Annotated in this window: 12 protein-coding genes; 3 read left to right on the top strand and 9 right to left on the bottom strand. The window is 68.3% G+C overall.

Annotated elements, in window-relative coordinates; all coding sequences use genetic code 11:
- Positions 1-17 precede the first annotated feature (17 nt).
- Positions 18-497, bottom strand: a complete 480-nt coding sequence (locus tag XM1_RS03400) for a GNAT family N-acetyltransferase (RefSeq protein WP_068429750.1) — start codon at positions 495-497, stop codon at positions 18-20.
- The gene (tsaB, locus tag XM1_RS03395) at positions 494-1,234 is read right to left on the bottom strand and encodes a tRNA (adenosine(37)-N6)-threonylcarbamoyltransferase complex dimerization subunit type 1 TsaB (RefSeq protein ID WP_369816033.1); all 741 of its coding nucleotides are present in this window, start codon (positions 1,232-1,234) and stop codon (positions 494-496) included. The genes XM1_RS03400 and tsaB overlap by 4 nt, the downstream gene beginning before the upstream one ends.
- 106 nt (positions 1,235-1,340) lie before the next feature.
- On the opposite strand from tsaB, the gene ddpX reads away from it, so the two are divergent.
- Positions 1,341-1,907, top strand: coding sequence for a D-alanyl-D-alanine dipeptidase (gene ddpX, locus XM1_RS03390; RefSeq protein WP_068437451.1), 567 nt, complete (start codon positions 1,341-1,343; stop codon positions 1,905-1,907).
- Between the two features lie 120 nt (positions 1,908-2,027).
- On the opposite strand, the gene XM1_RS03385 is transcribed toward ddpX, so the two are convergent.
- The 5 genes from XM1_RS03385 to XM1_RS03365 all read right to left on the bottom strand — a co-directional run bounded on the left by XM1_RS03385 (position 2,028) and on the right by XM1_RS03365 (position 6,733).
- A complete protein-coding gene (locus XM1_RS03385; RefSeq protein ID WP_068429739.1) occupies positions 2,028-3,158 on the bottom strand; it encodes an alpha-hydroxy acid oxidase in 1,131 nt (376 codons plus the stop codon).
- A gap of 18 nt (positions 3,159-3,176) precedes the next feature.
- Entirely contained in the window at positions 3,177-3,953 is a 777-nt protein-coding gene (locus XM1_RS03380) for a hypothetical protein (RefSeq protein ID WP_068429735.1), read from the bottom strand.
- Between the two features lie 57 nt (positions 3,954-4,010).
- A complete protein-coding gene (locus XM1_RS03375; protein WP_068429732.1) occupies positions 4,011-5,024 on the bottom strand; it encodes a DNA/RNA non-specific endonuclease in 1,014 nt (337 codons plus the stop codon).
- A gap of 137 nt (positions 5,025-5,161) precedes the next feature.
- Positions 5,162-6,037 (bottom strand): UTP--glucose-1-phosphate uridylyltransferase GalU, encoded by an 876-nt coding sequence (gene galU, locus XM1_RS03370; RefSeq protein ID WP_068429730.1) that lies wholly within the window; start codon positions 6,035-6,037, stop codon positions 5,162-5,164.
- 156 nt (positions 6,038-6,193) lie between these two features.
- Positions 6,194-6,733: a gamma-glutamylcyclotransferase gene (locus XM1_RS03365; protein ID WP_068429727.1), complete on the bottom strand. Its 540-nt coding sequence runs from the start codon at positions 6,731-6,733 to the stop codon at positions 6,194-6,196.
- Positions 6,734-6,773: 40 nt separating this feature from the next.
- Here XM1_RS03365 and XM1_RS03360 point away from each other — a divergent pair, with 40 nt between their 5' ends.
- Complete coding sequence (locus XM1_RS03360; protein WP_068429724.1) at positions 6,774-7,826, top strand: DUF2125 domain-containing protein; 1,053 nt, start codon at positions 6,774-6,776, stop codon at positions 7,824-7,826.
- Positions 7,823-9,004, top strand: a complete 1,182-nt coding sequence (locus XM1_RS03355; protein WP_068429721.1) for an alanine--glyoxylate aminotransferase family protein — start codon at positions 7,823-7,825, stop codon at positions 9,002-9,004. Before XM1_RS03360 ends, XM1_RS03355 begins: the two co-directional genes overlap by 4 nt.
- A gap of 220 nt (positions 9,005-9,224) precedes the next feature.
- Here XM1_RS03355 and XM1_RS03350 read toward each other — a convergent pair whose 3' ends face one another.
- Together XM1_RS03350 and XM1_RS03345 are read right to left on the bottom strand one after the other, a co-directional pair.
- On the bottom strand, positions 9,225-9,509 hold the full coding sequence (locus tag XM1_RS03350; protein WP_068429718.1) for an RNA-binding S4 domain-containing protein: 285 nt from the start codon (positions 9,507-9,509) through the stop codon (positions 9,225-9,227).
- 5 nt (positions 9,510-9,514) lie between these two features.
- On the bottom strand, positions 9,515-11,839 hold the full coding sequence (locus tag XM1_RS03345; RefSeq protein ID WP_068429715.1) for an adenosylcobalamin-dependent ribonucleoside-diphosphate reductase: 2,325 nt from the start codon (positions 11,837-11,839) through the stop codon (positions 9,515-9,517).
- Between the last annotated feature and the right edge of the window lie 229 nt (positions 11,840-12,068).

Here is a 12,068-nt window from a genome sequence, read left to right as displayed (position 1 = left end):
GTGGATACTGGCGCGTATCAGGCCTCGACTGATGTCTGGTCCAGGCGGCAACTCATGGTGACCGCATCTACTCCTCCGTAATAGCCCTTACGCAGGCCAACTCGGGTGAATCCATTGGATTCGTACAGGGCCAGGGCGGGGAGATTGTCGGCGGCGGCTTCCAGAAACATGGTCGATGCGCCTCCCCGGGCGGCCGATTGCATGGCGGCCCCCAGCAGCCGCGCCCCCAGGCCGGCGCGGCGCCAGGGGGGCAGGACGGCGATAGTCAGGATCTCGGCCTCGTCGAAGATGCGCCGCCACAGCACCAGCCCGGCCGGTCCCGGCGGCTGGGCGGCTGGACTGAGCGATTGGCCGTCCACGGCGATCAGGCCCTCGGACCCGGCCAGGGCCAGCACCTCGGCCATGGAATTGGCGCTCCACGGTTCGGCAAAGCAAACGCGGTGCATGCCGGCCAGCAGCTCGGCGTGGACCAGCCCGGCGGGGATCAGCTCGATCACGGTTCCGGTTTTCCCGGCATGGTGACGTCGGCGTCGCGCAGGTAAAGGGGCTCGGGCGGCAGCGATTCACCCCGCTCCCACTGGCGCGCCGCCAGGGCCGCCACCAGTGCGGCATCGGGATAGCCGATGGCGCCGGCCGCCACGCCCTCGGGCAGGTGGGGCAGGATCAGGGCGGCGGCATCGCCGGCCACCACCACCGGGCCGGTCGCCAACTCGACCGCCTGGGCGGGCAGTAGGGCCCGGATGTCCGACAGCGGGTTCAGCTCGGCGTCGAACAGCTGCATCCACTTCTCGTCGCGCCGCGATTCGATGGCGACCAGCAGATTGCGCCCTTGCCGCTCCTGCCCGGCAATGCCGGCGGCCACCGCCAGCGGGGTGGCCACGCCGGCCAGTGGTTTTCCCGAGGCCAGGGCCAAGCCGCGCGCCGCCGCCAGGCCGATGCGCAGGCCGGTGAAGGCGCCCGGCCCCACCGTCACCGCCAGCAGGCCGAGATCGGCGAAGGTGAGGCCCGCCTCGCCCATCACTTCGGCGACCATGGGCATCAGCGCCTCACTCTGGCCGCGCGCCATGGGCGACAGGCGGCGCGCCAGTACGCGTCCCTCCGACCACAGGGCGGCGGAGCAGGCGGAGGTGGAACTGTCCATGGCGAGAACGATCATGGGGCCGCTATACTTCAATCCTGTTTCGGTGATCGTTCCGATCACCGTCGCCCTCAGGCGCCGGGCGGGCGCGAGCACCCTTGGCTCCCGCGGCATAAGCCGCGCGGCCCCTTGGGCCTACCCATGTTTCGAAGGCTTCGAAACATGGTATTACCCGCCACCGGACATGATTGAAAGCATGAAGATGCATCCCCTGGTCCCCGTCACCACCGAAGACTTCGGCGTCGAGATTCTGCTGGCTTACGCCACGCCCGGCAATTTCACGGGAAAGCCGGTCTATGCGCCCGCCGCCGGCTGCTGGCTGCACGTCCAAGCCGCTCCGCTGCTGAAAAGGGCCGCCGATCTGGCCCGGCCGCTGGGCGTGACCTTGCGCATCCTCGACGCCTTCCGGCCGTCCGAGGCGCAATGGGCCCTGTGGGCCCACACGCCCGATCCCGAATTCCTCGCCGATCCCCGCCGGGGCTCGACCCATTCGCGCGGCGTGGCGGTGGACCTGGACCTGCTGGATGCCGCCACCGGCCAGCCTCTGGATATGGGCACCGCCTTCGACGCCTTCACGCCGCTGTCCCACCACGCGGTGACCGGGGTGAGTGTCGAGGCGCAGCGCAACCGCCTGCTGCTGCTGGGCCTGATGAACGCCGCCGGCTGGGACTTCTATGCCAACGAGTGGTGGCACTATCAGATGCACGACGCTGCCCGCTTCCCCCTGCTGTCCGACACGGTGCTGGGGGCGGACCGCATGATGGGGTAGCCATCGGGGCGATTGCCCCGAGCCCCATTTGGGAGGAAACCTCCCAAACCCTCCCTTGATTTCAAGAATCCTGGAGGTCCGGAGGCTGTGCCTCCGGGCGGGTTCGGGCGGCAGCCCGGTCTATTTCCACAGCCACCCGTCATCCAGCGTCATCCACGACGGGCAGCCGATCTGGATCAGGGTGCGCCGCAGGTCGGCGGCCAGCAGGTCGGCGGCCCGCGCCGCGCCCGCTTCGCCCGCGGCCGCCGCGCCGTAATAGAAGGCCCGGCCGCAGAACACGAAATCGGCGCCCATGGCCCCGGCGCGGACCACGTCCTCGCCCGAGCGGATGCCGCCGTCCATCACCACCACCGCTTCGTCGCCGAGCGCGGCGCGGATGGCGGCCAGGGAATCGATGGCGGCCGGGGCGGCATCCAGTTGGCGGCCGCCGTGGTTGGAGACCCAGAGTCCGTCGGCGCCGATGTCGAGCGCGGTGCGGGCGTCGGCGGCGGTCATCACGCCCTTGATCAGCATCTTGCCCTGCCACAGGTCGCGCAAGCAGCGGACGTCGTCCCAGGTGAGGTCGTCCTTGATCTGCGACTGGATGAAGCCGGCCAGGGTCTTACCGTCCACCTCGCCCACATAGCGGGCGAGATTGGGAAAGCCGGGCGAGCCGGATTTCAGGGTCTGCAAGGTCCAGAACGGCGCCAGGGCCACCTGGAGGACGAAGCGCGGCCCCGGCTTGAACGGCAAAATGAAGCGGTTGCGCAGGTCGCGGCGGCGGTCGCCGGCCACCGGCACGTCCACGGTGACCACCAGTTCGCGGATGCCCGCCGCCCAGGCCCGCGCCAGCAGGTCGCGGTTGATGCGCTCCTCGCGCGAGACGTAGAGCTGGAACCAGGCGTTGCCGCCGGCCGCCTCGGCGATGTCCTCGAGCGGCGTGGTGGCGACGGTCGACGCCACCACGGGAAAGCCCAGCCGGGCGGCCTGGCGCGCCACCATCAGATCGGCGCCCGGCCACAAGAGGTTGCCCATGCCCACCGGCGCGGCACCGAAGGGCTGGGCGTATTCGCGGCCGAACAGGCTGGCTTTGGTCTCGGGTTTGACGCCGCTGCAGGTCCTGGGGGCCAGGATCACCGCTTCCAGCCGTTCCCGGTTGCGGCGCAGGCCGCCTTCCTCGCCCGAGCCGCCGTCCAGAAAGCCGAAGGCGAAACCGGGCAGCCGCCACCAGGCCCGCCGGGCCAGATCACCGATGCTTGCCGCGTCGCTCATGGGTACGCCCCTTTGGTCTCAGATGCAGTAATCGTCGGCGGGCGGGCTGGGCAGCCGCACCGAGAACTCGCCGCCCAGGATCTCGGCCAGCAGCCGCAGATCGGCCAGGATGTCGAGCACCACCGTCTCCGCCCCGCCGCCCAGCAGCACGCCGCGTTCCAGGCCCTTTCCGCGCAATTCCAGGCCCGAGCGGCCGATCTGGTCGATGACGGTCTGGGGCCGGGCGCCGCCGGGCGCGTCCACCGGATAGGCCACCATGTAGGGCGTGTCCAGGGTATCGAGCAGGATGGCGGCGTCCATGGCGTAGCCGGGGCCGCGCGGATCGTCGGGCGGTGGGTCGATGAAGACGAAGTCGGGCCGGGGCTCCAGGATGAAGCGGTGGCGCAGGAACGAGAACCAGTCATGGCTCCAGAACCGTACCCAGCCGCTCTCGCGGTTGGCCTTGGCTCCTTCGATGACGGCCACGTCGATATCGTTGACGTCGGCCTCGAAATCCAGCCCGTCCAGCCGGTCGATCAGCCGCGACGCCAGCACCCACGAGCCCGGATGGGTCTCGCCCGCGCCCAGCGCGTCGAACCAGTCCCGCGATTTGAACCGCTCCCGCTGTGCCAGCAGGGCGGCCATGGTGTCCGGCCTGGGCAGGAATCCGCCGCCGGCATGGGTGTCGGCATAGGAGAAGCGGGCGTTGTCGTCCGCGTCCTTGCTCCGCCCCTCCAGCACCCGGCGGGCGGTGCGGGTCAGCGCCGCCGCCAGAATGAACTGGTTCCAGATGATGTCCGTTCCGCCCGAATCCATCCCCCTATCCAAGCCGCCTTTTGCAGCGCAGTAAAGAGGGGATCAGGGATGGGGGGGCTACACGTCGTCGTCGTCGTCGTCGCCGCCGCAGCGGTCGGCCCAGAATTTCGCCTCGATGGGCCAGGGTTCGGTGGCCGAGACTGCGTCCGCCGCCTTGCGGACGGCGTCGGGCAGATGGGCGAGGAAGGATAGCCCCGTCGCCTTCTCCAATGCCGAGATGGAGGTGGAATAGGCCGCCAGGTCGTATTTCGATTGGGGCGTGCCGGCGCATTTGCGGTAGCGGCCCCGCTCTTCCTCGTCGGCCTGTTGGAACAGGAAGGCGCGGGCCTCGACCTTGCCCTTCCTCTCGATCACCAGAATCTTGAACAAGGCGTGGGGGATGGCCACCGGCACGGTGCCCTCCTTGCCGATGGTGTCGATCTCGCGCTCGGGCTCGAACACCGGCCCGGCGATGGTCCACACACGCCCGAACTTGTTGGCGGCGGCGATGGCGTAATTCTCCAGCGCCAGCCAGTCGCCCTGGTTCATGTCGGCGAACTGGGGCAGGGCGTTGATGAAGGTGTGGGTGTTGCAGCCCTCCTGCCAGGAAATGCGGTTGGCGTGGTTGCGCGCCGCCATGTGGCCGCGGTTCCACAGGGCGGCGAATCCCCGGTACGAGGTGTCGATGCCGGGCTTCAGGCCCTGGTCCTTCCACAGGAAGGCGGTCTCCTCCAGCTCGTACCACTTCACCGGGCGCTTGGCGCCCTGGGGGTGGATGGCCTTGCCGTCGCCGCCCATCAGCGCCCGCATCTCGTAGGACACCCATTTGGGAATGCCGGTGAAGGGCGAGCCGGCCTTGTACTCGGCGGCGGTCTCGAACGAGGCGGTGAAGGCGCCGTACGAGAACATCAGGCTCCGCGGCAAGGTGCCGAAGCGGTCGTGGTCCCAGCCGGACGGCACCGCCGATTCGTAGGGCAGCTCCTTGACCCCGCCCTGGCCCTTGCAGGCCAGGGGCTCGGCGAAGGCGGGAAAAGCGGCGACCAGGAAGAAAAAAGCAGCCGATAGACGAAAGAGTGCGACTCGACCAAGCATGGCAAACCTCATGCGGTGGCTAAATACAGTCCAAGGTTGCCGTCAGCCGCGAGGAATTGCAATTCAAACAAGTTGTATACCATTGCAGTAAGCCACCTGTTTGTGGCTTACTGCATATGTTTTTCACTTATTGATAATCAGGCGACCCGGCGCCCGGTCAAAGCCTCGAGATGGGCAAGCACGGCGGCGGCAGTTTCCGGATGGGCCAGGGCGGCGTCGATGATCGCCGCCACATAGCCGGCCTTGTTGCCGCAGTCGTAGCGGGTGCCGACAAAGCGGGCGCCGTGCAGCGGCACACGGTCGAGCGTCCGGGCGATGGCGTCGGTCAGCTGGATCTCGCCGCCGGCGCCCCGCTCGCGCCGTTCAAGCGCGTCGAACACGCGGGCATCGAGGACATAGCGGCCGATCACCGACAGGGTCGAGGGGGCTTCCGACGGCTTGGGCTTTTCCACCAGGCCGCGGGCGCGGGCCAGGCGGCCCTTCTCCTCGATGACGTCCAGGATGCCGTAGCGGTCCACCTGGTCGGCGGGCACATTCTCGACGGCGATCACATGGCCCCTGGTCTCGGTCCACACGTCCACCAACTGCTTCAGGCAGCCGGGGCGACCCAGGATCAAGTCGTCGGGCAGCAGCACGGCGAAGGGTTCGTCGCCCACTACGGGCCGCGCGCACAGCACCGCGTGGCCCAGGCCCAGGGGCGCCGGCTGGCGCACAGTGGTGATGGTCACGCCCTTGGGGCAGGTGCTGCGTGCGATCTCCAGCAGTTCGGTCTTGCCCTTGGCCTCCAGCGAACGCTCCATCTCGGCGTTGCGGTCGAAATGGTCGGCCAGCATCTCCTTACCCTTGGCGGTGACCAGGATGATCTCGGTGATGCCCGCCTCGGCGGCTTCCTCGACGGCGTACTGGATCAACGGCTTGTCCACCACCGGCAGCAATTCCTTGGGCAGCACCTTGGTGGCGGGCAGAACGCGGGTGCCCATGCCGGCGACAGGCAGAACGGCTTTGCGGATCATTTGGGATGTCTCTCGAAGGAGCGGTTGCGATGGAGGCGATCATCGCTGCCCATTCGGGCGGAGTTTTGTCCCGATTGCGGCTAAATCAGGGCATTTAAGGAAGGGGTTCAAAGGGCCTCTGGCCCTTTGCGGGTGTGGGCGGAGCCCACATAAATCCTAGTCCTGATCCACCAGCGCCAGCAGCCGCTTCAGGCTTTCGCCGCCCAGGCCCAGGGAGGCCAGCTGGGCGATGGTGTTGGCGAGGTAGTCGCGGCAGGGTCCCGCCTGGCCGTGGCCCTGGCGGATCAGGGCGGCCTGGTCCTGGGGGCGGGCGTCCCCCAGGTATTGCGGGTGGCCGGGCCGGGCGACGAAGGCCCAGACCTCGACCCGGCGCCCGTCGTCGAGGCGGGCGGGCAGGAAGCGGGGCGTGTAGACCCCGGTGGGCATTTCGCGGCGGTAGACCTGTTCCATTACGCCCGGCACCTGGGGCGCGGCGACGCGGAAGGCGCGGCCCCGGCACGACCCGCCCCGGTCCAGACCCATGACCAGGCCGGGGCGTTCGGGCGTGCCGCGCCACTGGTACGACAGGATGCACATGGCGCGGTGGTAGCCCCACAGGGTGGCGGTGCGGGCCTCGTCGTGGTCGAAATCGGGATTCCACATCAGCGAGCCATAGGCGAACACCCACAGGTCGGTGCCTTGCCTCCAGCCCGCCATCGGGTTAGAGGTGGTGTCCGGTTGTGGAGTGCCGCTTCCCATGCCTGTCCGTCTGCGTCTTGCTGGTCTGATCGCCGTCGCCCTGGTCCTGATTGGGGCCGGCGCCTACACTGCCTATTGGTTCCACGTGGCGGGGCAGTTGCGCAAGGGGATCGAGGAGTTCGCCGCGCTACGGCGCGCCGACGGCTGGCGTCTGGACTTCGCGCCGCCCGCCGCCTTCGGCTTTCCCGGCCGCATCGGGCTCGACCTCGGTTCAGTCACGCTGGCCACCCCCGCCGGACTGGAATGGCGCAGCGACCGGGTGCGGCTGATCGTGCCCGGCCTCGACCCGCTGAGTCCCAGCCTGGAGCTGGGCTCCAGCCATCATCTGTCCTTAAGCGACGCCTGGCGGGGCATCGTCACCGCCAGCGGGGCCAGTGTGCGCCTGCGGGTGGACGGCGACGGCGATCTGCACGCCTTCTCCTTCGAGGCGGGGCGGCCCGTGCTGGAACAGCCGGGAATGGCGCCGCTGGCCGCCGAGCGTCTGGCCATATCCTATGAGTGGCTCAACCCGCCCGATCCCGGCCACGAGAAGCCCTCGGCCCGCTTCACCCTGGAAGGGCGGGCCATCGACATGCCCCTGCCGGCCGAGCTGCCGTTTCATCGCCGGCTGGAGACGGTGCAGGTGGAGGGCCGCATCATGGGCACCATCCCCGAGGAGCCGCCGCTCTCCGCCCTGTCCGCCTGGAGCAATGCCGGCGGCAATGTGGAGCTGGACAAGCTGGCGGTGGAATGGGGGGCGTTGAGCATCGAGGGCGACGGCACCTTCGCCTTCGATCCGGCGCTGCAGCCGCTGATCGCCACCACGGCCCGCATCCGCGGCTGGAACGAGATCATCAAGCGCCTGACCGAGGCCAAACTGATGGAGCCGGGCATGGCCTCGGGGGCCGAGATGCTGCTGGCCATCCTGGCCCGGCCCGATCCCCAGGGCCGCCCGACGCTGACCCTGGCGCTGACCCTGCAGGACGGCGTTCTTTCCGCCGGGCAGGTCAAGCTGCTGAGCCTGCCGCCCCTTCCCCTCACTCCCCCCGGTTCCGGAGCCCCGCCATCATGAGCAACCTGCCCGTCGCCCCGTTCCAGCCGCCGCTGCGCATCCTGATGGGGCCCGGCCCCTCGGACGTCCATCCCCGGGTGCTGGCCGCCCAGGCGCGCCCCACCATCGGCCATCTCGACCCCGCCTTCGTCGGCATGATGGACGAGCTGAAGGGCCTGCTGCAGGCGGCGTTCCGCACCGCGAACGAGATGACCTTCGCCGTCTCCGGTCCCGGCTCGGCCGGCATGGAGGCTTGCTTCGTCAATCTGATCGAGCCGGGCGATACCGTGGTGGTCTGTGTCAACGGCGTGTTCGGCGGCCGCATGAAGGAGAATGTGGAGCGCTGCGGTGCCAAGGCCGTATTGGTCGAGGATGCCTGGGGCACTCCCGTCGATGCGGCCAAGGTGGAGGCGGCCTTGAAGGCCAATCCGGGTGCCAAGGCCCTGGCCTTCGTCCATGCCGAGACCTCGACCGGCGTTGAATCCGACGCGGCCTCCCTGTGCGCCCTGGCCCATGCCCATGGGGCGCTGGCCATCGTCGATGCCGTCACCTCGCTGGGCGGCATTCCGGTGCTGGTGGATCAGTGGGGGGCCGACGCCGTCTATTCCGGCAGCCAGAAATGCCTGTCCGCTCCGCCCGGCCTGTCGCCGGTGACCTTTTCGCCCCGCGCCGTCGAGACGCTGAAGGCCCGCAAGACCAAGGTGCAGAGCTGGTTCCTCGATCTCTCCCTGCTCACCGCCTATTGGGGCGGCGGCGCCAAGCGCACCTACCACCACACCGCGCCGGTCAACGCGCTGTACGGCCTGCACGAATCCCTGGTCATGCTGCACGAGGAGGGGCTGGAAGCGTCCTGGGCCCGCCACCGCGCCATGCACCAGGCGCTGAAGGCCGGGCTGGGGGCCATGGGCCTCGGCCTGCTGGTGGCGGAGAAATCCCGCCTGCCCCAGCTCAACGCCATCACCGTTCCCGACTGCGTGGACGAAGCCGCAATCCGTTCCCAACTGCTGGCCCGCTTCGGCCTGGAAATCGGCGCCGGCCTGGGCGCCCTGGCAGGCAAGGTCTGGCGCATCGGCCTGATGGGCCAAAGCGCCACCCCCAGGCACGTCATGGCCTGCCTCACCGCCCTGGAAAGCGTGCTGGGCGACAAGGTCAAGGCCGGGGCCGGTCCGGCGGCGGCGTCCAAGGCGCTGTTCGGGTAGGAGACGGTGTATGGCGGCTGGTAGAAGCGTGTCCCGAATGGCGGAGCCAATGCGGGTTTCATCTGGTCATTCTGGGGCAGGGTCGGGGAGGTGGCCGGAAACGAGAGCATTTCCGTGTTTATCCGTGAGGGGTGCGAAGCACCGCATCCGTGACATCCGTGTCTCATGACTCCACGTCTGTCGGCTCGAATCAAACCGGAGAGCAGTGGGTCAAGCCCCGCTATTCCTCCGGTGTCCGCTCCTTGCCCAGGTCGCGATAGAGTCCCTGGGCCTCTGGCGCCGGGCCGCGCCGTGTGCCCGGGGCCACCACCTCGACGGTGCGGGTATAGGGGCCGGCGGGAAAACTGAGCCGGTCGCCGGGCTTGACCGCGTGGGCGGGCTTGGCGACGGATTGGCCGTTGAGACGCACGCCACCGCTCTCAACCACGTTTGCAGCCAGCGCCCGCGACTTGAAAAAACGGCAGAAAAACAGCCACTTATCCAGGCGCTGGGCGGTGGCGTCCAATTACGTCAACCGCATTTGGAATAGCCGCACGACGTGCAGGTGTCGCAGCCTTCCGAGCGCAGCAAGGCGGGCTGGTTGCACTTGGGGCAGTGGCGCAGGCGGGAATCGCCCAGGTTGACCACCTTCTTTTCCTCGCGGGCCTCGACGGGTTCGCGGGCCGCCTTGGGATCGGGCAGGAAGCCGATGGCGATCATGTGGCGCTCGATCACTTCGCCGATGGCGGCCAGCAGCGAGGGCACGTAGCGCCCGCCCACCCATTGGCCGCCTCTGGGGTCGAACACCGCCTTCAGCTCCTCGACCACGAAGGAAACGTCGCCGCCGCGGCGGAACACCGCCGAGATCATGCGGGTGAGCGCCACCGTCCAGGCGAAGTGCTCCATGTTCTTGGAATTGATGAACACCTCGAAGGGCCGCCGCCGTCCGTCCTGGATCACGTCGTTGACGGTGATGTACATGGCGTGGTCGGAATCGGGCCAGCGCACCTTGAAGGTGGAGCCGGGCAGGGCCTCGGGCCGGTCCAGCGGCTGGGTCAGATGGACCACGCCCCCCGCCTCGTAGGGGTCGGAGTGGCGGACCCGGGTCTTTTCCAGCGGCAGTTCGGGCTCGGCCGGGTTTTCCTCGGGTTTGGCCTCCTTTTTGGGCGCCTCGAGCACCGAGCCGGTGACGTCGTTGGGCCGGTAGGTGGTGCAGCCCTTGCAGCCCAGGTCGTAGGCCTGGGCATAGACGTCCTTGAACGCCTCGAAGGAGATGTCTTCGGGCACGTTGATGGTCTTGGAGATGGAGGAATCGACGTATTTCTGGATGGCCGCCTGCATCACCACGTGGTCGCCGGGCGTCAGGCTCATGGCGTCGACGAAATAGGACGGCAGCGGCGCATTCTCGCCCCGCAAGCGGCGGAACAGGCGGTAGGCGTAGTCGCTGACCTCCTCTTCCTTGCGGGTGCCGTCCTTTTGCAGCACTCCCCTGGTGTAGCTGAAGGCGAAGACCGGCTCGAGCCCCGACGACACGTTGTCGGCGAACAGCGAGATGGTCCCCGTGGGCGCGATGGAGGTGAGCAGGGCGTTGCGGATGCCGTTCTCGCGGATGGCCGCGATCACGTCGGAATCCAGCGACTGGATGGTCTCGCCCGCCAGATACTTGTCCGCGTCGTACAGCGGGAAGGCGCCCTTCTCCTTGGCCAGTTCGGTGGAGGCGAGATAGGCCGAGCGGCGGATGGCCGCCATCCAGGTCTCGGTCAGCCGGATAGCCTGGGCGCCGCCATAACGCGCCCCGCACAGGATCAGGGCGTCGGCCAGTCCGGTGATGCCGAGCCCGATGCGGCGCTTGGACAGGGCCTCGTGGCGGTGCTGCTCCAGCGGGAAGTTGGACACGTCGATGACGTTGTCCATCATGCGCACCGCGACGCGCACCAGGGAGTCCAGCCGGGCGAGGTCCAGGGCCGCGCCGTCCTCGAACGGCCTGTCCACCAGCCGGGCCAGGTTGAGCGAGCCCAAGAGGCAGACGCCATAGGCGGGCAGCGGCTGCTCGCCGCAGGGATTGGTGGCGTGGATGTCCTCGCAATAGGACAGGTTGTTCAGCCGGTTGATGCGGTCGATGAAGATCACGCCCGGCTCGGCGTAGGAATAGGTGGCGCGCATGATCTTGTTCCACAGCTCGCGCGCCGGCAGGCTCTTGTAGGTGACGCCCTTGAAGGTCAGCTCCCACGAGCTGTCTTCCTTCACCGCCTGCATGAAGGGATCGGTGACCAGCACCGACAGGTTGAACATGCGCAGTCGACCGGCCTCGCGCTTGGCGTCGATGAAGGCCTCGATGTCGGGGTGGTCGCAGCGCATGGTGGCCATCATGGCCCCGCGGCGCGAGCCGGCGCTCATGATGGTGCGGCACATGGCGTCCCACACGTCCATGAAGGACAGCGGCCCCGAGGCGTCGGCCCCCACGCCCTTGACCGGGGCGCCCTTGGGACGCAGCGTCGAGAAGTCGTAGCCGATGCCGCCGCCCTGCTGCATGGTCAGCGCGGCTTCCTTCAGGTGCTCGAAGATGCCGGCCATGTCGTCGGGGATGTCGCCCATGACGAAGCAGTTGAACAGCGTCACCCGGCGGTCGGTACCGGCGCCCGAGATGATGCGCCCGGCGGGCAGGACCTTGAAGTCCTCCATGGCCTCGAAGAAGCGCTGCTCCCACAGGGCGGAATCGGTCTCGGCGGCGGCCAGCGAGCGCGCCACCCGGCGCCAGGTGTCCTCGATGGCGCCGTCCAGCGCCGTGCCGTCGGCGGATTTCAAGCGATACTTCATGTCCCAGATCTGCTGGGAAATGGGGGCTACCTGCGTCATCGACCCGCTCTCTCTGCCTAATCGCCCCTCTTCGAGCAGGGCGTTTCCGCCCAAGTCTAGGACTCGCGGGGGTGGAGAATCAATGGATGTGTTCTTTTTTTGTTTCAACAGGGTTATGTGGGAGCAGCGCCTTGATGTTCAAGGGCGATTCGACTTATCCCCGGAATTCCAGGGGTCGGACTGGGGATGGATTCGATCCCCAGCCCGATCCACAGGCTTATCCACAGCG

It is taken from the genome of Magnetospirillum sp. XM-1 (genome assembly GCF_001511835.1).
GTDB lineage: Bacteria > Pseudomonadota > Alphaproteobacteria > Rhodospirillales > Magnetospirillaceae > Phaeospirillum.
The sequence above is the reverse complement of the archived record's forward strand: the minus strand, read 5'-3'. Positions and strand labels throughout refer to the sequence as shown.

Excerpts from the sequence above, each read along its gene's own strand:
- ddpX (WP_068437451.1), top strand. The coding sequence starts at position 1,341 with ATGCATCCCCTGGTCCCCGTCACCACCGAAGACTTCGGCGTCGAGATT.
- XM1_RS03385 (WP_068429739.1), bottom strand. The coding sequence starts at position 3,158 with ATGAGCGACGCGGCAAGCATCGGTGATCTGGCCCGGCGGGCCTGGTGG.
- XM1_RS03380 (WP_068429735.1), bottom strand. The coding sequence starts at position 3,953 with ATGGATTCGGGCGGAACGGACATCATCTGGAACCAGTTCATTCTGGCG.
- XM1_RS03375 (WP_068429732.1), bottom strand. The coding sequence starts at position 5,024 with ATGCTTGGTCGAGTCGCACTCTTTCGTCTATCGGCTGCTTTTTTCTTC.
- galU (WP_068429730.1), bottom strand. The coding sequence starts at position 6,037 with ATGATCCGCAAAGCCGTTCTGCCTGTCGCCGGCATGGGCACCCGCGTT.
- XM1_RS03365 (WP_068429727.1), bottom strand. The coding sequence starts at position 6,733 with ATGGCGGGCTGGAGGCAAGGCACCGACCTGTGGGTGTTCGCCTATGGC.
- XM1_RS03360 (WP_068429724.1), top strand. The coding sequence starts at position 6,774 with ATGCCTGTCCGTCTGCGTCTTGCTGGTCTGATCGCCGTCGCCCTGGTC.
- XM1_RS03355 (WP_068429721.1), top strand. The coding sequence starts at position 7,823 with ATGAGCAACCTGCCCGTCGCCCCGTTCCAGCCGCCGCTGCGCATCCTG.
- XM1_RS03345 (WP_068429715.1), bottom strand. The coding sequence starts at position 11,839 with ATGACGCAGGTAGCCCCCATTTCCCAGCAGATCTGGGACATGAAGTAT.